Origin of the sequence: Nocardioides sediminis (assembly GCF_003047295.1) — a bacterium.
Lineage (GTDB): Bacteria > Actinomycetota > Actinomycetes > Propionibacteriales > Nocardioidaceae > Nocardioides > Nocardioides sediminis.
The window spans coordinates 926,274-952,405 of the sequence record NZ_PZYZ01000001.1; the positions used below are offsets into that span (position 1 = coordinate 926,274).

22 protein-coding genes are annotated in these 26,132 nt (G+C 73.4%); 17 read left to right on the top strand and 5 right to left on the bottom strand.

Features of this window, described 5'->3' with window-relative positions; translation table 11 throughout:
* Window positions 1–2: 2 nt before the first annotated feature.
* The 11 genes from DAI17_RS04465 (at window position 3) to DAI17_RS04515 (ending at window position 10,626) form a co-directional block, all read left to right on the top strand.
* On the top strand, window positions 3–2,210 hold the full coding sequence (locus tag DAI17_RS04465; protein ID WP_107771617.1) for an ATP-dependent DNA helicase RecG: 2,208 nt from the start codon (window positions 3–5) through the stop codon (window positions 2,208–2,210).
* Entirely contained in the window at window positions 2,207–2,791 is a 585-nt protein-coding gene (rsmD, locus tag DAI17_RS04470) for a 16S rRNA (guanine(966)-N(2))-methyltransferase RsmD (protein ID WP_107771618.1), read from the top strand. The genes DAI17_RS04465 and rsmD overlap by 4 nt, the downstream gene beginning before the upstream one ends.
* A 9-nt stretch (window positions 2,792–2,800) precedes the next feature.
* On the top strand, window positions 2,801–3,289 hold the full coding sequence (gene coaD, locus DAI17_RS04475; RefSeq protein ID WP_107771787.1) for a pantetheine-phosphate adenylyltransferase: 489 nt from the start codon (window positions 2,801–2,803) through the stop codon (window positions 3,287–3,289).
* A 103-nt stretch (window positions 3,290–3,392) separates the two neighbouring features.
* Window positions 3,393–3,968, top strand: a complete 576-nt coding sequence (locus tag DAI17_RS04480; protein WP_107771619.1) for a YceD family protein — start codon at window positions 3,393–3,395, stop codon at window positions 3,966–3,968.
* Between the two features lie 54 nt (window positions 3,969–4,022).
* On the top strand, window positions 4,023–4,208 hold the full coding sequence (rpmF, locus tag DAI17_RS04485) for a 50S ribosomal protein L32 (protein WP_056924925.1): 186 nt from the start codon (window positions 4,023–4,025) through the stop codon (window positions 4,206–4,208).
* On the top strand, window positions 4,129–4,941 hold the full coding sequence (gene rnc / locus DAI17_RS04490; protein WP_107771620.1) for a ribonuclease III: 813 nt from the start codon (window positions 4,129–4,131) through the stop codon (window positions 4,939–4,941). The genes rpmF and rnc overlap by 80 nt, the downstream gene beginning before the upstream one ends.
* A 10-nt stretch (window positions 4,942–4,951) precedes the next feature.
* A complete protein-coding gene (gene mutM / locus DAI17_RS04495) occupies window positions 4,952–5,854 on the top strand; it encodes a bifunctional DNA-formamidopyrimidine glycosylase/DNA-(apurinic or apyrimidinic site) lyase (RefSeq protein WP_107771621.1) in 903 nt (300 codons plus the stop codon).
* 70 nt (window positions 5,855–5,924) lie between these two features.
* Window positions 5,925–6,128 carry a hypothetical protein gene (locus DAI17_RS04500; protein ID WP_107771622.1) on the top strand — a complete coding sequence of 68 codons (204 nt, stop codon included), beginning with the start codon at window positions 5,925–5,927 and terminating at the stop codon, window positions 6,126–6,128.
* 46 nt (window positions 6,129–6,174) lie between these two features.
* Window positions 6,175–7,713, top strand: a complete 1,539-nt coding sequence (locus tag DAI17_RS04505; RefSeq protein WP_107771623.1) for an LVIVD repeat-containing protein — start codon at window positions 6,175–6,177, stop codon at window positions 7,711–7,713.
* A gap of 236 nt (window positions 7,714–7,949) precedes the next feature.
* Complete coding sequence (locus DAI17_RS04510) at window positions 7,950–9,197, top strand: MFS transporter (protein WP_107771624.1); 1,248 nt, start codon at window positions 7,950–7,952, stop codon at window positions 9,195–9,197.
* Window positions 9,198–9,237: 40 nt separating this feature from the next.
* Entirely contained in the window at window positions 9,238–10,626 is a 1,389-nt protein-coding gene (locus DAI17_RS04515; protein ID WP_107771625.1) for an FAD-binding oxidoreductase, read from the top strand.
* Window positions 10,627–10,639: 13 nt separating this feature from the next.
* On the opposite strand, the gene DAI17_RS04520 is transcribed toward DAI17_RS04515, so the two are convergent.
* Entirely contained in the window at window positions 10,640–11,476 is an 837-nt protein-coding gene (locus tag DAI17_RS04520; RefSeq protein ID WP_107771626.1) for a class I SAM-dependent methyltransferase, read from the bottom strand.
* Window positions 11,477–11,640: 164 nt separating this feature from the next.
* Here DAI17_RS04520 and smc point away from each other — a divergent pair, with 164 nt between their 5' ends.
* The 4 genes from smc (at window position 11,641) to ftsY (ending at window position 17,264) form a co-directional block, all read left to right on the top strand.
* The gene (smc, locus tag DAI17_RS04525; RefSeq protein ID WP_107771627.1) at window positions 11,641–15,189 is read left to right on the top strand and encodes a chromosome segregation protein SMC; all 3,549 of its coding nucleotides are present in this window, start codon (window positions 11,641–11,643) and stop codon (window positions 15,187–15,189) included.
* 145 nt (window positions 15,190–15,334) lie between these two features.
* Window positions 15,335–15,787 (top strand): acyl-CoA thioesterase, encoded by a 453-nt coding sequence (locus DAI17_RS04530; RefSeq protein ID WP_107771788.1) that lies wholly within the window; start codon window positions 15,335–15,337, stop codon window positions 15,785–15,787.
* Between the two features lie 96 nt (window positions 15,788–15,883).
* Complete coding sequence (locus DAI17_RS04535; protein WP_107771628.1) at window positions 15,884–16,063, top strand: hypothetical protein; 180 nt, start codon at window positions 15,884–15,886, stop codon at window positions 16,061–16,063.
* Window positions 16,064–16,094: 31 nt separating this feature from the next.
* Entirely contained in the window at window positions 16,095–17,264 is a 1,170-nt protein-coding gene (gene ftsY, locus DAI17_RS04540; RefSeq protein WP_107771629.1) for a signal recognition particle-docking protein FtsY, read from the top strand.
* 43 nt (window positions 17,265–17,307) lie between these two features.
* On the opposite strand, the gene DAI17_RS04545 is transcribed toward ftsY, so the two are convergent.
* Genes DAI17_RS04545 through DAI17_RS04560 form a run of 4 tightly spaced genes read right to left on the bottom strand, consistent with a single transcriptional unit; the run spans window position 17,308 to window position 24,176 of the window.
* Window positions 17,308–20,226, bottom strand: coding sequence for a glycosyltransferase (locus DAI17_RS04545; RefSeq protein WP_159081354.1), 2,919 nt, complete (start codon window positions 20,224–20,226; stop codon window positions 17,308–17,310).
* Window positions 20,227–20,233: 7 nt separating this feature from the next.
* A complete protein-coding gene (locus DAI17_RS04550) occupies window positions 20,234–22,351 on the bottom strand; it encodes a glycosyltransferase (RefSeq protein WP_107771631.1) in 2,118 nt (705 codons plus the stop codon).
* Window positions 22,348–23,178, bottom strand: a complete 831-nt coding sequence (locus DAI17_RS04555; RefSeq protein WP_107771632.1) for a hypothetical protein — start codon at window positions 23,176–23,178, stop codon at window positions 22,348–22,350. Before DAI17_RS04555 ends, DAI17_RS04550 begins: the two co-directional genes overlap by 4 nt.
* Complete coding sequence (locus DAI17_RS04560; protein WP_159081355.1) at window positions 23,175–24,176, bottom strand: glycosyltransferase family 2 protein; 1,002 nt, start codon at window positions 24,174–24,176, stop codon at window positions 23,175–23,177. Before DAI17_RS04560 ends, DAI17_RS04555 begins: the two co-directional genes overlap by 4 nt.
* 223 nt (window positions 24,177–24,399) lie before the next feature.
* Here DAI17_RS04560 and DAI17_RS04565 point away from each other — a divergent pair, with 223 nt between their 5' ends.
* Both DAI17_RS04565 and DAI17_RS04570 read left to right on the top strand, forming a co-directional pair.
* Window positions 24,400–25,743 (top strand): ammonium transporter, encoded by a 1,344-nt coding sequence (locus DAI17_RS04565; protein WP_234412189.1) that lies wholly within the window; start codon window positions 24,400–24,402, stop codon window positions 25,741–25,743.
* On the top strand, window positions 25,740–26,078 hold the full coding sequence (locus DAI17_RS04570; protein ID WP_056924909.1) for a P-II family nitrogen regulator: 339 nt from the start codon (window positions 25,740–25,742) through the stop codon (window positions 26,076–26,078). The genes DAI17_RS04565 and DAI17_RS04570 overlap by 4 nt, the downstream gene beginning before the upstream one ends.
* Window positions 26,079–26,132 lie beyond the last annotated feature (54 nt).

Here is a 26,132-nt window from a genome sequence, read left to right on the forward strand (position 1 = left end):
CGATGGTCGCGATCACCCCGGAGTCGCCGGTGGCGGCCGTCTTCGGCCGCAGCCACGCCAAGCGCAAGCTGGTCGAGGAGGGCCTCGGCATCCACACGGTCGGCGAGCTGCTGCACCACCTGCCGCGGCGCTACGTCGCCTCCACGGAGCTGTCGGAGGTGGCCGAGCCCGTGGTCGGCCAGATGATGTCGGTGGTGGGCGAGGTCAGCTCGTCACGGGTCACCGAGTTCTTCGCCCGCAACAAGCGGCAGTACCGCACCGAGGTGCGGATCCGCACCAACGGACCCGACTTCACGCTGTCGTTCTTCAGCCCCTACTCCGGCCAGGCCGAGAAGTACGCCGCCGAGATGCGGCCCGGCAGCCGCGGTCTCTTCACCGGCAAGGCCAAGCTCTTCAACCGCACCTGGCAGCTCGAGCAGCCGCACCAGCTCATGTTCGGCGACGACGGCGAGACCGCCTCCCTCCCGCGGCTGCTGCCGGTCTATCCGCTCACCCACCGCCTCTACGTCTGGGACCTCATCCGGGTGATGGCGTCCGCGCTCGACCTGGTCACCGGGGTCACCGACGTGCTCACCCCCGAGCTGCGCCGGGAGTACGACGTCGTCGACGCGATGACCGCGCTGCGGCTGGCCCACCGGCCCGACGACTACGGCCAGGTGGGGGCCGCGCAACGCCGGTTCCGCTTCGAGGAGGCGCTCGTCCTCCAGCTCGTGCTCGCCCGGCGCCGCGCGGCCCAGCGCGCGCTCGGGGCCCGTGCCCGGACGGGCGGGGGAGAGCTGCTCGGGGCCTTCGACGCGCGGCTGCCGTTCGAGCTGACCGCCGGGCAGCGCGAGATCGGCGACCTCATCGAGGAGGAGCTCGCCCGCGACCACCCGATGCACCGCCTCCTCCAGGGCGAGGTCGGGTCCGGCAAGACGCTCGTCGCGCTGCGCGCCATGCTGCGCGTGGTGGACTCCGGGGGGCAGGCCGTGCTGCTCGCGCCGACGGAGGTGCTCGCCCAGCAGCACCACCGCTCCATCACCGCGATGCTCGGCGAGCTCGCGCAGGGCGGCATGCTCGGCGGTCCGGCGTACGCCACTTCGGTGGTGTTGCTCACCGGTTCGATGGGCAAGACTGCCCGGGAGGCTGCACTGCAGCAGATGGCCACCGGGGAGGCAGGGATCGTGATCGGCACGCACGCCCTGCTCGAGCGGTCGGTCGAGCTCGCCGACCTCGGGCTCGTCGTCGTCGACGAGCAGCACCGCTTCGGGGTGGAGCAGCGGGCCGCGCTCACCGACAAGGCCGGCACCCCGCCCCACGTCCTGGTCATGACGGCGACGCCCATCCCGCGCACCGTCGCGATGACCGTCTTCGGCGACCTCGAGACCTCGGTGCTCTCCGAGCTGCCCGCCGGACGGGCTCCCATCCAGACCAACGTCGTGCCGCTCGCCGAGCAGCCGGCATGGATCTCCCGGGTCTGGCAACGCGTCCGGGAGGAGGTGGCGGCCGGCCACCAGGCCTACGTCGTGTGCCCCCGCATCAGCGGCGACACCCAGGAGGAGGGCGAGCAGGACCAGGTCGACGTCGACGAGGACGGCGAGGTCGTCACGACGCGGCAGCAGCTCGCCGCCGTCGAGGACGTCCACGCCGAGCTGGTCGCCGGCCCGCTCGCCGGCCTGCGGGTCGAGGTGCTGCACGGGCGGCTGGCGGCCGAGGACAAGGACCGCACCATGCGGGCCTTCGCCGCGGGCGAGATCGACGTGCTCGTCTCGACCACGGTCATCGAGGTCGGCGTCGACGTCCACAACGCCACCACCATGGTGCTCCTCGACGCCGACCGGTTCGGCGTCTCCCAGCTCCACCAGCTGCGCGGCCGGGTCGGCCGCGGTGGCCTGCCCGGGCTCTGCCTCCTCGTCTCGCGGGCCGAGGCGGGCTCCCCGGCCCGCGACCGGCTCGACGCCGTGGCCTCGACGACCGACGGCTTCGAGCTGAGCCGGGTCGACCTCGAGCAGCGGCGCGAGGGCGACGTGCTGGGGGCCAGCCAGTCGGGGTTCCGCTCCAGCCTGGTCAGCCTGCGGGTGCTGCGCGACGCGAAGACCATCGACCAGGCCCGCGACGCGGCCGAGTCCCTGCTGGGCGCCGACCCGGAGCTGGCCGCGGCCCCCGACCTGGCCGCGGCCGTGCAGGAGGTCGAGCGCTCGAGCGCCTCAGGGTTCCTGGAGAAGTCGTGACGCGGATCATCGGGGGCAGCGCCGGGGGACGGCGGCTGGCGACACGGCGCGGGTCGCAGACGCGGCCGACCAGCGACCGGGTGCGCGAGGCGCTGTTCTCCGCCGTCGAGGCGTGGTGCGGGTCGCTCGACGGGCTCCGCTTCCTGGACCTCTACGCCGGCTCGGGGGCCGTCGGGCTGGAGGCCTGGTCGCGCGGCGCCGGCGTGGTCACGCTGGTCGAGCAGGACCGGCGCGCGGCCGCGCTGATCTCCCGCAACGCCGCCACCCTCGGCTTCGCCCGCGCCGACGTCCAGGGCCACTCCGTCGGGTCGGTGCTGCGCAAGCCGCCGGCGGCGCCGTACGACGTGGTGTTCCTGGACCCGCCCTACCCGCTACCCGACGACGACGTGCTCGCCGTGCTGACCGCGCTGGTCGAGGGCCACTGGCTGGTGCCAGGGGCCCTGGTCGTCGTGGAGCGCTCGTCCCGCGGTCCTGCGCTGGTCTGGCCCGAGGGGCTGGAGGGGGAGAGGTCGAAGAAGTACGGCGAGACGATGCTTTGGTACGGTCACCGCGCCGCACGCGACCAGGTGGAGGAGGAGTAGGCCGTGCCCCTGCACCGAGCCGTGTGCCCCGGGTCGTTCGACCCCGTCACCAACGGGCACCTCGACATCATCGAGCGTGCCGCCTCGCTGTTCGACGAGGTGGTGGTCGCCGTGGGCGTCAACGCCAGCAAGAACCGCCTGTTCTCCCCGGACGAGCGCATCGCCATGCTCACCGAGGCCTGTGCCGGCTGGGGCAACGTGCGCGTCGACGGGTTCACCGGCCTGCTCACCGACTTCTGCCTCGCCAACGACGTGCACGCCATCGTCAAGGGCCTGCGGGCGGTCAGCGACTTCGACTACGAGCTCCAGATGGCCCAGATGAACTCCTCGCTGGCGCCCGTCGAGACCGTCTTCGTGCCCACCAGCCCCGAGTGGTCGTTCCTGGCGTCCTCGCTGGTCAAGGAGGTCGCGACGTTCGGCGGCGACGTGTCGGGGCTGGTCCCCGACTTCGTGCTGCGGAGGCTCACCGCGCGGCTGGCCGAGCAGCAGCGGGGATGACCGGCCCCCGGACCCGCACGGGGACGAGTCGTTTTGCCCCACCCGACGCGTGGCGGCTACGATTCCGAGGTTCTGTTTGTGTCCGGACACCGGAAGTGACTTCATGACCAGCCTGGACCCGAGAGCGCCGCTCGTGCTCGACACTCGCGAGCTCGGCCGCCGCCCGGGGTCCCAGCGGGACGTCGTCATCACGGTCCCGGCACCGGCAGAGCTTGGAATCGAAGTCCTTCGTGTCCCCGAGGGGTCGCCGGTCGAGCTCGACCTGCGCCTCGAGGCGGTCATGGAGGGAGTGCTGGTCACGGGCACGGCAACCGCCGCGCTCGAGGGTGAGTGCGCGCGGTGCCTGGAGCCGATCGAGGACGACGTCCACGTGACGCTGCAGGAGCTGTTCGTCTACGCCGACCAGCACGACAAGGCCGTGGAGCACGACGACCGCGACCTCGACGACGAGACCAGCCTGCTCGAGGACGACCTGCTCGACCTCGAGCCCCTGCTCCGGGACGCAGTGGTGCTCGCACTACCGTTCACCCCGGTGTGCCGGGACGACTGTCCCGGGTTGTGCACCGAGTGCGGTGCACGACTGGCAGACGATCCCGACCACGCGCACGCAGCACCGATCGACCCGCGCTGGGCCGGGCTCACCGCCCTGACGCAGGACCAGAGCACCACCCAAGACTGACCATCCCGGGCCGACCGAACCAATCACCCGGCCCGTAGCAAACAGGAGATAACAGTGGCTGTCCCGAAGCGGAAGATGTCGCGCAGCAACACGCGCCACCGCCGGTCGCAGTGGAAGGCCGTGGCCCCCACCCTGGTGACCTGCGCCAACCCCGCCTGCGGTGCCAAGCACCTCCCGCACCGCGCGTGCGGCACCTGCGGTCAGTACGGCGCTCGCGCCGACCGTCGCCAGGTCCTCTGAGACCACCTCTCACCAGGCCTGCGATCCCCTGACCACCGAGGACCTGCGCCGAGCACTCGGTGATCCGACCCTGGATCCCGAGCTGCTCGACCGCGCCCTGACGCACCGTTCCTACGCCTACGAGAACGGCGGGCTCCCTACCAACGAGCGCCTGGAGTTCCTGGGCGACTCGGTGCTCGGCGTCGTGGTGACCGAGACGCTCTACACGACCCATCCCGACCTCTCCGAGGGACGGCTGGCCAAGCTGCGCGCCGCCGTGGTCAACGCGCGCGCCCTGGCAGGCGTCGCCCGCGATCTCGGCCTCGGCGAGCACATCAAGCTCGGCCGCGGCGAGGAGACCACCGGGGGTCGCGACAAGGCCTCGATCCTCTCCGACACCGTCGAGGCCGTCATCGGCGCGATCCACCTCTCCGGTGGCATCGAGGCGTCCGCCGAGGTGGTGCACCGCCTCTTCGACCCGCTGATGGAGGAGGCCGCCTCCATGGGCGCCGGCCTCGACTGGAAGACCTCCCTGCAGGAGCTGTCGGCCACCCTGGGGCTCGGCGTGCCCGACTACGTGATCGAGGACGACGGCCCCGACCACATGAAGACCTTCGTCGCCCGGGTCCGGGTCGGCGAGGAGCTCTACGGCCGCGGCACCGGCCGCTCCAAGAAGGAGGCCGAGCAGGGCGCCGCCGAGACGGCGTACGGCGAGCTGACGGCCGCCCACCCCGGGCTCACCTCCCAGGCCTGACGCCCCGCCCGTGCCCGAGCTGCCCGAGGTCGAGGTCGTCCGCGCCGGCCTCCAGCGCCACGTCGCCGGAGCCGGTGTCGAGGCGGTCGAGGTGCTCCACCCGCGCCCGCTGCGCCGGGACCCGCGTGGGTCCGACGGCTTCGTCGCGGCCCTGGTCGGTCGCCGCATCGAGGCGGTCCGCCGTCGCGGGAAGTACTTCTGGCTCGCCCTGGACGCCGAGGGCGAGCGTCCGGGTGACGCGCTGCTCGGTCACCTCGGCATGAGCGGGCAGATGCTCCTCCACCGCCCCGGAGCGCCCGACGAGCGGCACCTGCGGGTGCGCTTCACGCTGGCCACCGACGAGGGTCCGCTGGAGATGCGGTTCGTCGACCAGCGCATGTTCGGGGGCCTGCTCGTCTCGGACGCCGGCGCGGAGCTCCCGACCGAGATTGCCCACATCGGCCGGGACCCCCTCGACCCGGCGTTCGACGAGGACGCCTTCGTACGTCGCGTCCGCCGGCGGGCGAGCGCGATCAAGCGCCAGCTGCTCGACCAGTCCCTGGTCTCGGGGGTCGGCAACATCTACGCCGACGAGGCGCTGTGGCGGGCGCAGGTCCACGGCGAGCGTCCGGGGGACCGGCTCGCCGCGGCGCAGGTGCGCGAGGTCATCGGGCACGCCCGCGACGTGATGACCGATGCCCTGGCGCAGGGCGGGACGTCCTTCGACGCGCTCTACGTGAACGTCAACGGGGAGTCCGGTTACTTCGACCGCTCGTTGCACGCCTACGGCCGCGAGGGGGAGGCGTGCGAGCGGTGCGGGACCCCGATCCGACGGGTCGCCTTCATGAACCGGTCGTCCTACTTCTGCCCGCAGTGCCAGCGCCCACCGCGCCGACGCGCCGGGGCCGCGCCGCGACGCGCCGGTGCCCGTTGACCACCCGCCACCCCGGTGGGACTCTTGTAGACGGCCCGGTTCCGGGCATCCCCACCGAAAGGGCTGTTCCATGGCCAAGGCGTTGATCGGCCACCTGGCCGGCGACACACGCACCGCCGCCCGACTCGCGACCGACAACCGTCGACTACGCGAACGCGTCACCGAGCTGGAGACCCTGGTCCTCCGGCTCCAGGCCGAGAACGACCAGCTCGAGGCGCGCCAGCAGGGCGCGCGGAGGCCGGTCGCCCCCGACCCGGAGATGCTCCCTGCCTGATCCCGGCAGGGCGTGACCCGGGACACACCCGGGTCGTTGAGGAGGCATGCGCCCACTGCCCCCGCTGCTCGCAGCCCTCGCACTCGCCGCCTCGGTCCCGCTCGCGGCACCCGCCCTCGCCCACGGTGACCGCGATCGCATGGACGACAAGAGGGCCGAGCACGTCGCCGGCCTGAACGTCCCGGCCGCGACGAGCCCCAGCGTGAGCCTGGTGGACAGCAACCCGGGCTCGGCCGGGATCTCGGGCTGCTTCATGAAGACCGCGCCGCTCTTCGTGATGTCCGGGCTCGACTCGGTCGTCGTCCACGACGTCAGCGACCCCCTCGACCCGCAGCGCGTCGGCACGCTGCCGAGCCTGCAGTTCGAGAACGAGGCGATGAACTGCGGCGAGCGCAAGGTCGACGGGACCACCCAGCGCTTCGCCCTCATCGGCGTGGACCTCTACCAGGCATCACCCGACGACATCAGCCACGTCAACGATCCCGCGACCGGCGACTACGAGCTCGTCGTCGTGGACGTCACCGACCCGGCCGCGCCACGCATCCGTTCCCGGGTCCCGTCCAGCACCAGCACCCACACCGTGACGTGCGTGGTGGACACCGACTGCCGCTACGTCTACTCCGCCGGCGACGACAGCCAGGTGCCGGGCCAGGGGAGCTTCTCGGTCTTCGACCTGACCGACCTCGACCGGCCCGTCGAGGTCGACAGCGACCCGGTGGCGGCCGGCATCCAGCCCTTCCGCTCCGACGCGGTCGGCTGGGGCGGCCACAAGTGGAACTTCGACGGTGCTGGCCGAGGCGTCCACACCGGCGCCGGCGGGGCGTACGTCTTCGACGTCTCCGACCCGACCCGCCCGGTCGAGATCGCCAACACCGGCGCGGCCGGCGACTCCGCGAGGGAGGGGGAGTCCAACGGCTTCAACGACTTCATCCACCACAACTCCTTCCAGCCCAACGCCGAGGCGTTCCGGCCGGACGCACCTCCTGCGCTGGAGAACGGCAACGTCCTGCTGGTCACCGAGGAGGACTACGAGGACCCCGACTGCTCGACGGCCGGCTCCTTCCAGACCTGGCACGTCAAGCGGCTGGACGGCTCCGACGGCTCGATCGTGCCGCTGGCCAAGGTCGAGCTGGCCGACCTCGCCACCTATCCGCTGCCGGTCGGGGCGTTCTGCTCGGCCCACTGGTTCGACTTCCACCCGTCGGGGCTGGTGTCCGTGGGCTACTACGGCGGGGGCACCCAGGTCATCGACGTCAGCGACCCGCTGACACCCTCCAGCCACGGCCACGCCTGGTTCGGAGCCTCCGAGGTGTGGGACAGCTACTGGGTCCCGGTCTACAACGCCCGCGGCGTGGCCACCGGCAGGAAGACCAACCTGCTCTACTCGGTGGACCTCGTCCGCGGGCTCGACGTGCTTGCGGTGGACGTCGAGGGCGACGGCGTCGGCGCCGTCCCCGACCCGACCCTCCTGCCCGGCGGCACCGGCACCGAGGTCGGACTCTCGGACGCCGTGCCGCTCGGCGCGGTCGGCGGTCTGGGTGCCCTGCTGGTCGTCGTACGCCGTCGGTCGCTGCGCCGCTCCTGATTCCCGGGGACGCCCGGACCCGGAGCTGCATCCGGGTCCGGGCGCCCGGCGTGCCTCAGGTCCTCCTGGCGAGCATCGTGGCGCTGTCGCCGCTGCGCGGTTCCGTCCACCGCACGCGGAGCTTGCGACCCTCGCGCTTGATCTTCCGGCCGTGGTCAGGATCACGGGGTGTGATCGGGCGGGAGGGGCGAAAACCCGTGGGCCGACGACGGGCGCGGGACTAGGCTCTCGCTCTTGTGAGCCGCCTGGTCGAGACCGTCTTCCCCCGTCGGCTCGGCACCTCCTTCCGCTGGCTGGTCGCCTCCTCGTGGACGACCAACCTGGGCGACGGGCTGATGATGGCGGCCGGTCCGCTGCTCGTCGCCTCCCAGACCCGCAACCCCGTGCTGGTGGCGGCCGCGGCGATGGCCTTCCAGCTGCCGTGGCTGGTCTTCGGCCTGGTCGCCGGCGCGATGGCCGACCGGTTGGACAGGCGGCTGCTCGTGATGGCCATGGACGGAGCGCGTGCCGTGGTGCTGGCCGGCCTGTGCGCGGTCATCGTCACCGGGCACGTGAACATCTGGCTGGTCATGGCCGCCATGTTCCTGGTGGGGCTGGCCGAGGTCTTCGCGGACTCCTCGACCGGCACCCTGGTCCCGATGCTGGTCGACAAGCCCGACCTCGGCATCGCCAACGCTCGCATCCAGGTCGGCTTCCTCACCGCCAACCAGCTGGTGGGACCAGCCCTGGGGGCAGTCGTGTTCGCCGCCGGGATGGCGCTGCCGTTCATGATCCAGACGGTGTGCGTCGCGGTGGGGGTCGTCCTCGTCTCCCGGATCGGTACGCCGCGCGGCGCGGTGCGCGAGCACGTCGAGACCCACGTCCGGCAGGACATCGCCGAGGGCGTGCGCTGGCTGGCCCGCAACAAGCCGGTCCGCACGCTCGCGCTGGTGATCGTGGCGTTCAACATCACCTGGGCCGCGCCCTGGTCGGTGCTGGTGCTCTGGTCCCTCGAGCGCGTCGGGATGGACGAGGCCGGCTTCGGCCTGCTCACCACGGCCGCGGCCCTGGGCGGACTGCTGGGGACGGCGGCGTACGGGCGCGTGGAGAGACGGGTGCCGCTGGCGACCCTGATGCGCACGGTGCTGGCGTGCGAGGTCGTGTTCCACCTGGCGATGGCGCTGACCACCTCGCCGTGGGCGGCGTACCCGCTGATGTTCTTCTTCGGCGCCTACGCCTTCATCTGGGGCACGTTGTCCCAGGCGGTGCGCCAGCGGGCCGTGCCCACCGAGTTCCAGGGGCGGGTCGGGTCGGTCTACATGCTGTGCGTGATGGGCGGCATGCTCGGCGGCTCGCTGCTCGGCGGCCTGATCGCCCACCAGTGGGGTGTGACGGCCCCGTGGTGGTTCGCCTTCGTCGGGTCCGGGCTGACCCTCGCACTGGTGTGGCGCCAGCTCGGCCACATCGCCCACGCGGACGAGGAGGCCACGCTCGCCGTCGGCTGATCGACCGGCACCGGTCGCGCGACGTGGTTGCATGGCACCCATGTCCGCTCTCCCCGCCGATGCCCTGACCGACGCGCTCGCCGACCTGGTCGCCGCCCTTCCCGACGACGTCGTGGTCTCCGACGCCGACCGCACCGAGAAGTACCGCTGGGACCGCTCGCAGGACCCGCACGCCGGCACTCCGCTCGCGGTCGTCCGGGCCCAGGACGCCGCCCAGGTGCAGGCCACCGTCCGGTGGGCCGCCGAGCACGGCGTCCCGGTCGTGCCGCGCGGTGCCGGCACCGGGCTCTCGGGCGGCGCCAGCGCCCTCGACGGCGGCATCGTGCTGAGCCTCGAGCGGATGACCGCGGTCGAGGTGGACGCCGAGTGCCAGGTCGCGTTCGTCGAGCCGGGGGCCCTCAACTCCGCGGTGAAGGCCGCCGCCGCCGAGCACGGGCTCTGGTACCCGCCGGACCCGTCGTCGTGGGACATCTGCTCCATCGGCGGCAACATCGCCACCAACGCCGGCGGCCTGTGCTGCGTGAAGTACGGCGTGACCAGCGACTACGTCCTGGGCCTCGACGTCGTCCTGGCCGACGGCACCCTGGTCACCCTCGGCGGACCGCGCATCAAGGACGTGGCGGGGCTGTCGCTGCTCGAGCTCTTCGTCGGCAGCGAGGGGACCCTGGGCGTCGTCACCCGTGCGGTGCTGCGGCTGCTGCCGGCGCAGTCCGCCGGGGCGACCCTGGTCGCGTCGTTCCCGACGATGACGGCGGCCGCCGAGGCCGTGGTCGCGATCAGGGGGCAGCTGCGGCCCTCGATGCTCGAGCTCATGGACGGCCCGTCGATCCGCGCCGTCGAGGACTTTCGGCCGATGGGCCTGGACACCGCGGCCGGGGCGCTGCTGGTCGCCCAGAGCGACGCGCCCGGCGCCGCCTGTGCCGAGGAGGTCGACGCGATGCGGCGGGCCTGCGAGTCGGCCGGCGGGTCGGACGTCTTCGTCACCACCGACCCCGACGAGGGGGAGCTCTTCGTGCAGGCCCGACGGCTGGTCGTCCCGGCGGTCGAGCCGCTGGGCGAGCTCATGCTGGAGGACGTCGGGGTGCCCGTCCCGCGACTGCCGCAGCTGGTGGACGCGGTCGCGGGGATCGCGGAGCGGCACGACGTGCTCATCCCCGTGGTGGCGCACGCCGGCGACGGCAACACCCACCCGCTCATCGTGGTCCCGCGGGGCGACGCCGACGCCCGCGTCCGGGCCCTCGCGGCCTTCGACGAGGTCATGGAGGCAGCGATCGCCCTGGGCGGGACGATCACCGGCGAGCACGGCGTGGGACGCACCAAGAAGGCGGCCCTGCCCGCCCAGCTCGGGGACGACGTGATGGCGCTGACGCGGCGGGTCAAGGACGCCCTCGACCCCGCCGGCATCTTCAACCCGGGGGCGATCCTCTAGCGCCCGGGCGCCGTCAGGCGCGACGGGCCGTCGTGCACCGCACGTCGGTCCACCACGTCAGCCGGTCCTCGGCGGCCCACTCCTCGAGCAGGGGGTCGACCGCCTCGCGGAGGGCGGCCAGGGTGCCGTTGCGCTCGTGCGCCTCGAGGAGCACCCGCTGGCCCTGCGACCACGACCAGTCCCACCACTGTCCGGGCCCGGTGAAGGCCACGTCGACGCGACGCTCGGTGGTGACGACGTCGTCGTACCCGTGCTCCCGCAGCAGGTCCTCGAGGGAGGCCACGGACGAGAAGGGGCCGGCGGTCGTGACGCGCGGCGGCCGGTCGGCCTCGGGCAGCCCGCCGACGACCGCGGTGTGCACCGCCTCCCACGACGTGTCGACGGCGCCGAACCAGGTGAGGCCGAGCCGGCCGTCGGGGGAGAGGACCTCGCGGTAGCGGTCGAGCGCCGCCCGGAGGTCCGGCAGGAAGAAGAGGACCAGGCTCGCCTGGACGACGTCCCACGGGCCGGCCGGCGGGTCCGCCGCGTCCCCGACCGCTGACTCCAGCCACGGCAGGTCGGTGGCGAGGCCGCGGAGGCCCTCGACCATCCGCGGGGCCAGGTCGGTGGCGAGCACCCGGCCTCCCGGCCCCACGGCCCGCGCCGCGCGGAGCGCGCTGGCGCCGCGACCGCAGCCGACGTCCAGGACGCGCTCGCCGGGCCGCGGGGCGGTGCGGTCGACGAGGTGCTCGGCCACGATGCCGAAGAACCTCACCCCGACCTGGTCGTACGTCGCCGCGGCCCGGTCGAAGACACCGGCGATGCCGCCCGGGCTGTCGGTGGCCTCGCGTCCGGCGGAGGACTCGCTCACCGGGCCACTGTGGCAGGTGACACCGGGAACGGTCGAGGTCCCCGGAACGGGCCCCCGCGACGCGTAGTGTGAGCGGACCGACGCTTCCCCCGGTGTCTGAGAGGATGCCGCGATCGCAGAAGTCCGCCGACCGCGCGGTACTCCAGAAGCCAGGGAGCAGCACGTTGTACCTGAAGAGCCTGACGCTGAAGGGCTTCAAGTCCTTCGCCTCCTCGACGACGCTGCAGCTCGAGCCCGGCATCACCTGCATCGTGGGGCCCAACGGCTCCGGCAAGTCCAACGTCGTCGACGCGCTCGCCTGGGTGATGGGCGAGCAGGGCGCCAAGTCGCTGCGCGGCGGCAAGATGGAGGACGTCATCTTCGCCGGCACCTCGGGCCGGCCGCCGCTGGGGCGCGCGGAGGTCCAGCTGACGATCGACAACTCCGACGGCGCGCTGCCCATCGACTACGCCGAGGTCACGATCAGCCGGACGATGTTCCGCAACGGCGGCTCGGAGTACGCCATCAACGGCAGCTCGTGCCGCCTCCTCGACGTGCAGGAGCTGCTCAGCGACTCCGGCATCGGCCGGGAGATGCACGTGATCGTCGGGCAGGGCCAGCTCGACTCGATCCTGCACGCGACCCCGGAGGACCGCCGCGGCTTCATCGAGGAGGCGGCCGGCGTGCTCAAGCACCGCAAGCGCAAGGAGAAGGCGCTGCGCAAGCTCGACTCCACTGAGGGCAACCTGACCCGGCTGGGCGACCTGTTGAGCGAGATCCGTCGCCAGCTCAAGCCCCTGGGCCGCCAGGCGGAGGTCGCCCGCAAGGCCGCCACCGTGCAGGCCGACGTGCGCGACGCCCGGGCCCGGCTCGTCGCCGACGACCTCGTCACCGCCCGCACCGCCCTCGAGCAGGAGATGGCCGACGAGAGCGTGCTCGTCGAGCGGCGCGAGCAGGTCGAGGCCGAGCTCGCCCGCGGCCGGGAGCGCGAGGCCCAGCTCGAGGCGGCGCTGCGGGAGGACCTGCCCGCGCTCGCCGCCGCGCAGGAGACGTGGTTCGCCCTCTCGGGCCTCAAGGAGCGCCTGCGCGGCACCCAGTCGCTGGCCGACGAGCGCGTGCGCAACGCCGCCGGAGCGGCGGACGAGTCGGTCGACACCGGCCGGGACCCCGACCAGCTCGACGCCCAGGCGGCCCGGGTGCGTGAGCAGGAGGCCGAGATCGCCGCCGAGGTCGAGCAGCAGCGCGCCGCCCTCGAGGCGGCCGTCGCCGCCCGGCGCACGGCCGAGGACGCAGCCGCCGAGGAGGACCGGCGCATCGCGGCCCTCCAGCGGGCGGCCGCCGACCGGCGCGAGGGCCTGGCCCGGCTCCACGGCCAGGTCAACGCGCTCAGGTCGCGCGCCACCGCGGCCGCCGACGAGATCGGCCGGCTGGAGGCGGCGCGCGAGGAGGCCGTCGCCCGGGCCGAGCGTGCGCAGCGCGACTTCACCGCCCTGGAGACCCGGGTCGCGGGGCTCGACGCCGGCGAGGAGGGGCTCGACGCCGAGCACGAGGCCGCGACGGCCGCCCTCGACGACATCGACGAGCGCCTGGCCACCGCCCGTGACGAGGCCCAGCAGGCCGACCGCGACCGGACCGCGCTCGTGGCCCGCCGCGACGCGCTCGAGCTCGGCCTCAACCGCAAGGACGGCGCGGGAGCCCTGCTCGCCGCCACCGACCGCGTCTCCGGCCTGCTCGGCTCGGTGGCCGCCGTGCTGTCGGTCCGCGCCGGGCACGAGACCGCCGTCGCCGCCGCCCTGGGGTCTGCGGCCGACGCGGTCGTGGTCACCGGCGCCGACGCCGCGGTCGACGCGATCACCCACCTCAAGGGCGACGACCTCGGTCGGGCGGGGCTCGTCCTCGGCGGTGCGCCCACGCAGGACCGGGACTGGCCCGACCTCCCGGACGGGGCGTCGTACGCCGTGGACGTGGTCGAGGCCCCGGACGACCTGGCGGGAGCGCTGACGCGGCTGCTGCACAAGGTCGCCGTCGTCGAGGACCTCGACGCGGCCCAGGCGCTGGTGGCCAAGCTGCCCGACCTCACCGCGGTCACCCTCGAGGGCGACCTGCTGGGGGCCCACTACGCGGCCGGTGGCTCCTCGAGCCAGCCGAGCCTGCTCGAGGTGCAGGCGGCCGTCGACGAGGCGACCCTGGCGCTGGGGGAGGCGACGGCGACCGCCGAGCGGCTCGGCTTCGTCATCTCCGGCCTCGAGGCCGAGCGCCACGACGCCCTCAAGCGCGCCGACGTGGCGCTGGCCAAGCTGCACGAGTCCGACGCCACGCTCGCCGCGGTGGCCGAGGAGCTCGGGCACCACGGTTCCCAGGCCCGGTCCGCACGCGGTGAGGCCGAGCGCCTCGAGCGCGCGATCACCACCGCGTCCGAGGCTCGCGACAAGGACCTCGCCGGCCTCAGCGAGCTCGAGACCCGGCTCGCCACCGCGGAGGACGCTCCCGACGAGGAGCCGGACGCGACCGAGCGCGAGCGGCTCGCCGAGGCCGCCCGGACCGCGCGCCAGGGCGAGATGGACGCCCGCCTCGCGCTGCGCACGGCCGAGGAGCGCGCCCGGGCCCTGCACGGCCGGGCCGACTCGCTGGCCCGGGCGGCGCAGGCCGAGCGGGACTCGCGCGCCCGGGCGGCCGAGCGCCGGGAGCGGCTCCTCCGGGAGGGCCGGGCCGCCGAGGCCGTGCGGTCCGCCGTCGGCGTCGTGCTGCACGCGCTGGAGCGCTCGGTCATGCTGGCCGCCGACCGGCGTGCTGAGGTGGAGGAGTCTCGCAAGGAGCGCGAGGAGCAGCTCCTGGCGGTCCGCACGACGTTGCGGGACCTCGGCCGCGAGCACGACGAGCTGGTCAGCTCCGTGCACCGCGACGAGATGGCGCGCACGCAGCAGCGGATGCGCATCGAGCAGCTCGAGGAGCGCGCCCTCGAGGAGCTGGGGCTCGACCCCGACGGCCTGGTTGCCGACTACGGCCCCGACAACCCCGTGCCGTTCACCGGCGAGGTGCCGGACGGCGAGGAGGCCCCCGAGCCGGTCCCGTTCGTGCGTGAGGAGCAGCAGAAGCGGCTCAAGGCCGCCGAGCGCCAGCTCGCGATGCTCGGCCGGGTCAACCCCCTCGCGCTCGAGGAGTTCACCGCGATGGAGGAGCGCCACAAGTTCCTCACCGAGCAGCTCGAGGACCTGCGCCGCACCCGCAAGGACCTCCTCGACATCGTCCGCGAGGTCGACCAGCGGGTCGAGCAGGTCTTCACCGAGGCCTACGCCGACGTGTCGAAGGCGTTCGACGCGACCTTCGCTCGGCTCTTCCCCGGCGGTGAGGGCCGGCTCGTGCTCACCAACCCCTCCGACATGCTCACCACCGGCGTCGAGGTCGAGGCCCGCCCGCCGGGCAAGAAGGTCAAGCGCCTCTCGCTGCTCTCCGGAGGCGAGCGGTCGCTCGTGGCCGTGGCCTTCCTGGTCGCGCTGTTCAAGGCCCGGCCGTCGCCGTTCTACATCCTCGACGAGGTCGAGGCGGCCCTCGACGACACCAACCTGGGCCGGCTGCTGCAGATCTACGAAGAGCTGCGCGAGAACTCCCAGCTGCTGGTCATCACCCACCAGAAGCGGACCATGGAGGTCGGTGACGCGCTGTACGGCGTCACGATGCGCGGCGACGGCGTCTCGGCGGTCATCTCCCAGCGGCTGGAGCGGGCGAGCGCCTGAGCGTGCGCGCGCGCGTGTTCTGGGGGGATAGTTTGGGACGATCTCGTAGGTCCCCGACCCGTTTCTGCCCCCAGTTCGTCCCAAACTATCCGGGGGGATCGGGCGGCGTACGACGCGTGGCGGGGCACGCCCTAGGGTGGCCGCCGTGAGCGAGCGAGCCCCCCAGCCGACCCGTGCCGACTACGTCGCGTGGCGCACCGTGACCACCCGGTGGCGCGACGACGACGCCTACGGCCACCTCAACAACGCGACCTACTACGAGCTGTTCGACACGGCGGTCAACGCCCACCTCTTCGAGGCCACCGGCACCAACGTGCGTCACCTGCCGCAGATCGGCGTCGTCGCCGAGACGTCGTGCCGCTACTTCCGGGAGATCGGCTTCCCGAAGCCCATCGAGATGGGCCTGGTGGTCGACAAGGTCGGCACCTCCTCGATCGTCTACCGCATCGGGCTCTTCCAGGGCGACGGTGACGAGGCGGCCGCCGAGGGGCGGTTCGTGCACGTGTACGTCGACAACGAGCACGGCGCCGGCAACCGACCCGTCGTACCGATGCCCGACGTGGTCCGCGCGGCCGTGGAGCCCCTCCTGCGCTCCTGAACCGCGGCGACACGGCGAGCCCGGCGCCCGAATGGGGATACCGGCCGTGCTGTGCCACGCTGGAGGTCCGGTCCGTCGTACTCGGGAGTTGAACCCATGCTCGTGATCACCCTGGTGATGCTGTTCGTGCTCGTCGCGGCGGCCGCCGTCGTCGTCTACGTCGCCTTCCCCCACCGCGGCGAGGACCTCCCGGTCGTCCCGCAGCTCGGCGACGCGATGCGCAAGAGTGTCGACGCCCTGCCCACGATCGCCGAGGAAGAGGACATCCGCGCCTGAGCGCGACCGAGGCGTCTGGTTGGATTGACCCATGGGTGACTGGCTCTACCTGATCATCGGCATCGCCGTCGTCGGCGTGCTCACGCTCGTCGGACTCATCACGTCGGCCGGCCGACGCAGGCGTACGCCGCCCAGCGGCGGCACCGACCTCATCGAGCGGCCGGCCGAGACGCCGACCGCGCCGCCGGAGGCGCCTCCGACCGAGGTCGACGTCCAGACCCCGGTCGAGCAGACCCTCCCGGCCGAGGCCGTCCCCGAGGCCCCGCCGGCCCTCGAGCAGCCCGAGAGCACCGCCAGCCGCCTCGTCCGGCTGCGCCAGCGGCTCTCCCGGTCGCAGGGCACGCTGGGCCGGGGGCTCCTGGCCCTGCTGAGCCGTGACCGGCTCGACGAGGACACCTGGGAGTCCATCGAGGACACCCTGCTCACCGCCGACATCGGCGTGGCGCCGACCCAGCAGCTGGTCGACCGGCTGCGCACCCGGCTGCGCGTCGAGGGCAACACCGCCACCGACGCCCGCGAGGTGCTCCGCGAGGAGCTCATCGCCCTGGTCGACCCCGACATGGACCGCCGCCTGCGGGTGAGCGGCGACGACGGCAAGCCGGGCGTCGTCCTCGTGGTCGGCGTCAACGGCGCCGGCAAGACCACCACCGTGGGCAAGATCGCCCGGATCCTCGTCGCGGAGGACCGCTCCGTCACCCTCGGCGCGGCCGACACCTTCCGCGCCGCCGCCGTCGACCAGCTCGCCACCTGGGGCGAGCGCGTGGGCGTCGAGGTCGTGCGCGGCCCCGAGGGCTCCGACCCGGCAAGCGTCGCCTTCGAGGCGGTCAAGCAGGGAGTGGAGCACGGCGTCGACACCGTCCTGGTCGACACGGCCGGGCGCCTGCAGAACAAGGCCGGGCTGATGGACGAGCTCGGCAAGGTCAAGCGCGTCATCGAGAAGCAGGCGCCGGTCACCGAGGTGCTGCTCGTGCTCGACGCCACCACCGGGCAGAACGGCATGATCCAGGCCCGGGTCTTCAGCGAGATCGTCGACGTCACCGGCATCGTCCTCACCAAGCTCGACGGCTCCGCCAAGGGCGGCATCGTGGTCGCGGTCCAGCGCGAGCTGGGCGTGCCGGTCAAGCTCGTGGGCCTGGGGGAGGGCGCCGACGACCTGGCGCCCTTCGACTCCGGCGCCTTCGTCGACGCGCTCCTGGGCTGAGGGCCCCGCGCCGACGGCGCAGGACGGTCGGTGAGGACCGGCCTCAGCGGCTCCGGGCCCGCAGCGCGGCCACGGCGTCGTGCACGAGCGTGGCCGCCCGCTGGTCGAAGGTGTGCTCGGCGATGACGCGCTGGGCCAGCCGGCGGCGCGTCTCGTTGTCGGGGAACGCGGCGTACGGCGGGCGCACCAGCCGGGCGAGGTCGTGCTCGTCGGCGAACGGCTGCACCAGCGCCCCGAACGTCTCGTCGAGCCCGGACACCTCGTCGGTGGCGATCCGGGCACCGCAGGCCGCGGCGTCGAAGAGCCGGTTGGAGAGGAAGGAGTCGCGGCGCATGTCGACGTGGTGGTCGTTGAGGACCACGCCGGCCGAGGCGTAGAGGACTCCGACCTCGTCGTTGGGCACGCCGCTGGAGGCCACCGTCTGCGGGTCGAGGTACTCGTCCCAGTCGGCGCCGTGCACGGTCAGGTCGGCCTCGGCGGCCAGGGCGGTACGGACCGCGTGGCGGAACACCCCGCGGGAGTTGCCCACGAAGAGCACGGCCGGACCCGTGTCGGGCACGCCCCGGTCGGGGTGGAAGTAGCGCGGGTCGGTGCACTGGAGCAGCGGGGTGACCGCCAGCCCCCAGTCGCGGCGCACCTGGGCGGGCCAGCTCACGCTGGCGGCGTAGACGAGGTCGAAGCCCTTGATCTCCTCGGCCGTGACGAGGTCGGGGTGGCTGATGATCCACTCCATGTTGAGGGCGCGAGGGTGGGGCGCGACGAGGTCGAGCCCGCGCAGCACCAGCACGACGTCGTCGTGGTCGCGCGAGGTCCGGTTGCGGGCGTCGCGGGAGTCGACGGAGACGTCCTGGCCGCACCGCTCGAGGGCGGCGGCCAGGGAGCGGGCGAAGTGGGTGTCGCCCCACCGCTCGCCGCGCGGTCCCGCCGGCGCCGCGGTGTCGATGGTCCAGCGCAGCCGGGGCGGGCTCTCGTCGATGCCCTGCACGGGGCGTACGACGTGCTGCTGGAGGAGGACCGAGTCGGACTCGGGGTCCTCGGGGTCGGCCGAGACACGCTGGGTGCGGACCCCGGTCACCTCGAAGCCGGTGGAGCGCCACAGCTGCGAGGTGCGGTCCTCGGGGATCTGGTGGCGTCGCGAGCGGAGGGCCGACATGGCGACCTTGAGGTCGGCCGGGTCGGCGTACGCGGTGCGGGAGGTGACCGTGACGTCCGGCACCAGGAGGCTGCGCCCGGCCCCGCTCGCCCGCGCACGCAGCCCGAGGTCGGTCTCGGCGAGCACGTCGTCGAAGAGCGGGTCCAGCCCGCGCAGGGCCGTGAGCCGCCGAGCCTCCAGGGCCACGACGGGGGAGGCGGGGGCCGGGATCTCGGTGCGGCCGAGGCGCCGTGCGTCGGACGCCGGGTGACCCGCGAAGAGCAGGCCGAGCCGGTCGTCGGCGCGGGGGAAGCCGGCGCCCGCGGAGAGGATCAGGCCGCGCCGGTCCAGGACGAGCGGCTGGGCGACGGCCACGCCCTCCTCGTGCACGGCGGCGGCCAGCGGCCCGATGATGCCGGGAGCGGGCTGCGCCTCGGGGCGGACCAGGACCACGGTGTCGCCCGAGCTGTGGGCGATGCCGATGTTCATGGCCGAGGTGATGGAGGTGCCGCTGGGCACCGAGACACTGGTGACGCCCGGCAGCAGGCCGGCCAGGGCCGAGGTGAGGAGGTGCGGCCCGCGACGGTCGCGCGCCGTGACCACGACGACGTCGACGTCCGACCCGCCCGCGAGCAGCCAGTCGATGGTGCCGCGGCTGCCGGTGCCCATCGGCAGCACCACGCTGGTCTGCCCCACCACACGGGCGGTCGCCTGGGCGGCCTCCCAGTTGACGGTGCGGGGGGCCTCCTCGGTCGCGCCGCGCAGCAGCACGAGGGGGTTGGCCCACTCCAGGTCGCCCGAGCGGAGGCGTCGTACGAGGTCGGCGACGGTCTCCTCGGAGTCGCCCTCGTCGAAGCCACCCAGGCCGGTGAGCACCGAGCGCCGCAGCAGGGTGGTGCCGAGGTCGAACTGGGAGGCGGTGACCAGCTCCCCGGAGAGCCGGGTGTCGCGGCCGGGGAAGGCGTGCACGGCCGAGCTGTCGCCGGCCCGGAGCACGCCCACCCCGCGGGCCAGGAACTCGGGGTGCCACAGGTGGCCGGGCTCGAGGAAGGCGACGAACTCGCCGCGGGCGCGCTGGAGGCCGCGGTTGAAGGTGCGGCCCAGCTGGGTGCGCGACCCCATGATGACCCGGACCCGGGCGTCGCCCGCCGCCACGTCGGAGGCGATGGTGCCCGTGGCGTCGATGGAGCCCCGGTCCAGGACCAGCAGCTCCCACTGATCGAGGGTCTGCGCCTGCAGGGCGGCGATGGTCGGCGCCAGCAGCGGACCCACGTCCTGGGCGCTCATCAGCACGGTCACGACCGGCCCGTCGGCCTCGGGGGAGTGCTGGTGGGCCCCGGGGTTGGCGTCGAGGTAGGACAGCACCTGCCACTCCCGGGCCGCCCGCAGGGCGTTGTCGCGGAACTCGCCCCACGAGATGTGGGGGTAGCCGCGGCGGACCGGCAGGGGGGTGTCGCGGGTGGCGTGCGCCGCCCACCAGGCCAGCGGACCGAACTCGTGGTCGCGGGCGGCGGCGTTCTCCTCGTGGATCCGCTCGGTGTTGATCAGCGGGTGCGGCGCCAGTCGGTTGCGGCGCGGCCCCTCGGTCACGTACCACAGCGACGGCGGGAGGTCGCCCGCCTGCCACACGCCCTTGCCGGGCAGCCAGGTCGCCTCGAAGAGCGGGTGCGGGGAGATGTCGGGGGTGTTGATCACCGCCCGGGCGGCGTCCTCGGCGGTGCCGGGCTCGGTGCCGAGCTGGGCGGCGATCCAGTCGAGGTCGAGCAGGCCCGACGCCACGAGGTCGCGGGCGGAGTGGCGGGCCGCCGAGCTCATCGGAGGTTCGATCACGGTGCCGTCACCCCGTCGCCAGCCGGGGGGACCGCTCGGTGCCGAGCAGCGGCCCGATGAAGGCCGCGAAGTCGTCGGCCATCTGCTGCGGGGGCCGGGACCGGGCCGTGGCGAACGACGCCTCCCGGGCCATCGCCGACCGCTCCTCGTCGTCGACCAGGTCGCGTACGGCGGCGCGCAGCGTCTCCTTCAGCGACCGGTCGTCGCGTGGGTTGAACAGCCGCACGTGCGGCTCGTCGGCCAGCTCGAGCAGTGCCCCGGTGCGCGGGCCCACGATCGGCAGGCCGAAGGTCTGGGCCAGCCAGAAGACGCCGGAGTTGAGGATGCGGGAGTAGGGCAGGACGGCGAGGTCGGCGGCACCGAACCACACCTGGAGCTGGTCGTCGGGCACGTGGGAGAACTCCGAGATGACGCGGGGGGACTGCTCGCAGCGGCGCTTGAGCCCGGCCGTCTCCTGGGTCTGCGCGGGCTTGCCGGCGACGAGCAGCTGGAGGGTGGGGTCGTCGTCGGCGAGCTCGTGGAACACGTCGAGCAGGCGCCCCAGCCCCTTGTAGGGCCGGATCCCGCCCAGCGCCACCAGGACCTTGTCGTCGGGACCGAAGCCGAGCTGGGCCCGCGCGGCCTCCCGGCTGATCCACTGCGGGTAGCAGCCGAGGTAGCTGGAGTGCTCGATCACGACCACCTTCCGGGGGTCGAGGCGCAGCACCTCGGAGGCCTGGCGGGCGGTGATCTCCGCCAGCGCGTGGATCGCGTCGGCCCGGTCAGCGAGCAGCTGGGCCAGCTGCGTCTCCGCCCACACGTGCTTGGCCTCGTGGGGCAGCACGTTGTGCAGGGTCCACACGAGCCGCCCGCCGGCGGCCCGGAACTTGTGCAGGGCGGCGCTGAAACGGTCGAGCTCGATCGCGGCGCGGTAGGGGCCGGCGGCGTACTGCATGATCGGGGTCGTCCAGTGGATGTTGAGCGTCCCCGGCACGGCCGAGACGGCGCGGTTCTCCAGGTGGCCGACGACGTCGGCCACCGCCACCGGGTAGGCGTCCACGCCGTCGAGGCCGGCGAAGAGCATCCCCTGGTAGGGATTGGCCCGGTTGTAGTCGGGGAAGTAGTGCAACGCTCGCGACGGTGGCGCCGCCTCGCCGACCCGGGCACCCGCCCGGACGAGGCCGTCGAGCTGGGCCGCCCGGTGGTCCCACGTGTGCCCGTCCAGCACGGACTCCCGCAGCTCGGCCGCCCGCGCGGCGGTCGCCTCCGGGTCGGCCAGGTGGGCGGTGATGACGTCGCCGAGCTCGCGGGAGGTGGAGAACGTCGGCAGCTCGAGGCCCGCCTCGACCGCGCCGAGGCGGGAGTTGAGGACCGGCAGCACGCCGGAGGCCAGCGACTCGAGCACCGTGGCGGGCAGCGTGCCGTGGGCGACGGAGGACCACGGCATCTCGACGACGCTCAGCAGCGCGCCGCCCAGCACGTCGGGGGCCCGGAGCCACGCCACCGGCGCCTCCAGCCGGCCCAGCAGCCCGGTGCGCATGTTGCGGACCGGCTCGGCGTGGACGGTGAGCGGCACCTCGAGGCGCAGGTCGGTCATCAGCGGCTGGATGCTGCGTCCGCGGTCCACGTGCACGCCGATGCCGACCACGTCCTCGCGCGGACCCCGTCCGGGTGCGAACAGCTCGGCGTCGACGCCGAGCCGCAGGACCTCGGTGGCCCGGGGCGTCCGCCGCCGCAGGGTCGCCCGGGCGACCTCCGAGCCCGACAGCACGCGGTCGAAGGCGACGAGGTGGTCCAGGGCCGCCCACTCGTCGACCGCGGTGTGCGCCCACGCCACCTTCCACGCGTCGGCGGGGGCGAGGGACGGGTCCACCTCCGGCGTCGCCGCGACCCATACGTCGGTCGAGCCCCCGAGGTGCCAGCGGTGCTGGGGGACCAGGCGAACGCCGTGACCGCGCTCGACGAGCGCCAGGCCGAGACCCGCGGCCGCCACCAGGTCCGGGGTCGGGTTGCGGAGGTCGACCGACCGCACGAGGAAGGTGTAGCGGTGGCCGTCGCCGGAGGCGAGCTCGCCGTCGACGAGCTGCCGGTAGGCGGCTCGTCGACGGTCCAGGGCCCCCCGGTCGTCGGGGTCGGTGGTCGTCACGATGACCGCCTGCGGCGTGCTCGCTCGACCACCGCCGCCACCGCGCGGACCGCTCGGGAGTCGTGGGCCAGGAACAGCTCCTCGGCCAGCGCCGTGGCCCGCGCCTCGGCGAGGTCCCGCTCCCGCGCGACCTGCGCGACCCGGGCCCGCAGCAGCACGTTCTTGTGCCGCAGCCGCTGGAGCCGGTCCTGGAGCTCGGCGACCTGGCGGTCCATGGCGAGCAGCTCGTCCTTGCCGAGCTGCATCTCCCGGGCCACGGTGGCGCGCTCGCGCCCCAGCAGCTCGCGGGTGCGCTCCAGCTCGTGGGCCAGCCGCCGGTTCTCGGCGGCGCTCGCCTCGTCGGCCGCCTGCGACTCCGGCCGGGCCGTGGTGAAGGAGGGGAAGCGGGCCACCGTGACGCGACGGCCGTCGTCGGTGGCGGCGCCACCCTCGACCGTGAAGCCGGCGGTCTGCAGCTGCGCGGTCAGGTCCCGGGCGCCGGACACGACGACGAGTCCGCCGGGCACCAGGGCCCCGGAGCCCAGGGTGCGGAGGAACGCGTCGGGTGCCGGTCCGTCGTCCAGCACGTCCTCGACGACCACGACGTCGACCGGCGCCACCAGGAACGGCTGGACCCACGCGTCGGCCCGCTCGGCGAGGTCGACCTCGGGGCCCCACTGCGCGTCGGCGCCGTGCCCGAGCGGCCAGCGCAGGCACTCGACCTCGCGGTCGTGCTCCTGGGCGAGGCGACGCGGCACGGTCGAGGGCTCGACGCCGATGTGCAGGACCCGCGGACCGCCGGCCAGCGTGCTGTCGATCACCGCGGTGCTGTCGTCCCTGCCGCTCATCGGCCGCCTCCCTGGTCCTCGGGCCACGGCACGTGCGAGACCTCGTCGTTGCGTCCGTCACGACCCGCCCGGGCGTCGTCGACCGCGCGCTCCACGAGGGCGTCGAACTCGTCGAGCCACTCGGGCGCGGCGCTGCGCACGGTCCGGCGCCAGTTGCGCACCCACTTGCCACGCAGCTGCGCCAGGGCCGCCTCGGGATCGCCGCCGAGCGCGCGGTCGACGAAGAGGTAGCGGTTCCGTGTCATGTAGTAGAGATGGTAGGGCGAGGGCAGCGATCCGCTCGACCGCTTGTGGTGCACCATGTGGGCGCGCTGGTCGACGATGATGCGCCAGCCCGCCCGGTGGGCGCGACGGCACCAGTCGGTCTCCTCGAAGTACAGGAAGTACTCCTCGGGAAGCGGCCCCACCGTCTCCATGGTCGTACGACGCGCCAGCAGGGACGCGCCGGTCACGTAGTCGACCTCGATCCGGCGCGGCGGAGGCGTCTCGTCGAGGCGCTTGTTCTGGTGGACGTGGCGCGTCTCGCCGTGCTTGGCCTCGTCCACGATGCCGCCGTCGAACCAGACGACCGCAGGGTCACCGGGATGGACGACCCGCGGGCCCACCACCCCGCAGTCGGGGACGTCCTCGAAGACCTGGAGCAGCCGGGGGAGCGTCTCGGGCTCGACCCGGGTGTCGGGGTTGAGCAGCCACACGTACTCGTTGCCGCGCTCCAGGCACCGGGCGATGCCCACATTGCTGCCCCCGGCGTACCCGAGGTTGCCCCCGCTGCTGACCACCTCGGCGCGCCGGCCCAGGACGGTGCGCAGGGAGGCGGCCGAGTCGGCGGAGTCGGAGTTGTCCACGACGACGATGTCGAGGTCCAGGTCGCGGGAGGTCTCCAGCGAGCCCACGCAGGCGACGGTGTCGTCGGCGCTGTCGTGGTTGACGATCACGACCCCGGTGCGACCGGGCTGGTGCACGGGCGCAGCCGAAGCGTCCCGTGGGGTCCCGGTCATGCGGCGCAGTCTAGAGGGAGGGGGACCTCCGGGCCGCGGTCGCCCGGGGTGCCCGCGTTCACGCGGACGTAACACCGGGGGCGCATCCGTTGCACGACCGCAACACGAGCCGGCGGCCGAGGAAACGTCGCGCGAGCAGGGTTCTGGCCAACAGGTTCGTCCGCAGCGTGACACCGGCGTCATGTCCACGCGGACCACCCCCGAACGTTTCCCTGGAGGTTCTGTGGACGGCTACTACGCGTTCATGCTCGTGGCGACTGCTTTCGTCCTGATGATGACGGTGCCCGCGCTGGCGCTCTTCTACGGCGGCATGTCGCGATCCAAGTCCGTGCTCAACATGATGATGATGTCGTTCGTCGCAGCGGCCGTCGTCGGCATCCTGTACGTCGCGGTCGGCTGGTCGATGGGCTTCGGCGGTGACGGCACCTTCTTCGCCAACCCGTTCGAGCTGCTCTGGCTCGACGGCGTCACCACCGACAACTACATCTACGTGATGTTCCAGATGACCTTCGCGATCATCACCGCCGCACTCATCAGCGGTGCGGTCGCCGACCGCCTGAAGTTCTCGGCCTGGCTGGTGTTCCTGCCGCTGTGGGCGGTCATCGTCTACTTCCCGATGGCGCACATGGTCTTCAGCTGCACCGACGACTCGCTGATCTGCGGCCGGATCGGCGCGCAGGACTACGCCGGCGGCACCGCGGTCCACATCAACGCGGGCGTCGCGGCCCTGGTCCTCGTGCTGCTGCTCGGCAAGCGGATCGGCTGGCCCAAGGACCAGATGCGTCCGCACAACCTGACCCTGACCATGCTCGGCGCGGGCATGCTGTGGCTGGGCTGGTACGGCTTCAACGTCGGCTCCATCGTCTTCGGCACGACCTTCGACGAGGACCCGGACGCCTTCCTCGCGCAGTTCTACTCCGAGACCGGCCGCACCTTCGCCAACACCACGCTGGCCACCTTCGCTGCGATCCTGGGCTGGCTGCTCATCGAGCGGCTCCTCCACGGCAAGGCCACCTCGCTGGGCGCCGCGTCGGGCATCGTGGCCGGCCTGGTCGCCATCACGCCGGCGGCCGGTGCCGTCGACATCGAGGGCGCGGTGGCGATCGGCCTCGTGGCGGGCGCCGTCTGCGCCTGGGCCGTGGGCCTGAAGTACAAGCTGGGGTACGACGACTCGCTCGACGTCGTCGGCGTCCACCTCGTGGGTGGCGTCGTCGGCACCGTCCTGATCGGCGTCTTCTCCACGGCCGACGGTGCCGGTGGCGTCGACGGCCTGCTCCACGGCGGCGGGTTCGGGTCCCTGGGCGACCAGGTCCTCGGTGTCCTGGTGGCCGTCGCCTACTCCGGCGTGCTGACCACGGTCATCGCGCTGGCGATCAAGTACACGATCGGACTGCGGCTCGACCCGGAGGACGAGGTCAACGGCATCGACCTCGCCGAGCACGGCGAGTCCGCCTACGACCTGCACAGTGGTACCAGCGGCGGTGGCACGGGCATCCTGGCCTCCAGCACGGCCTCGAGCTCCGCCCGCCCGTCCGCCGCCTCGAGCACCGAAGGAGCCAACGCATGAAGCTCGTGACCGCAGTCATCAAGCCCCACAAGTGGGAGGACGTCCGCGAGGCGCTGGAGACGTTCGGCGTCACCGGCATGACCGTCTCGGAGGTCAGCGGCTACGGCCGGCAGAAGGGCCACACCGAGGTCTACCGCGGGGCGGAGTACGACATCGCCCTGGTGCCCAAGATCCGCATCGAGATCGTCGTCGACGACGCCGACGCCGAGGACGTGGTCGGCATCGTCGTCAAGACGGCGCAGACCGGACGCATCGGTGACGGCAAGGTCTGGGTGAGCCCGGTCGAGACCGTCGTGCGGGTCCGCACGGGGGACACCGACGAAGCCGCCCTCTGAGGTGCCCCGCCCACTGGCCCGCCGGGACTCGTCCCGGCGGGCCAGTGGCACACC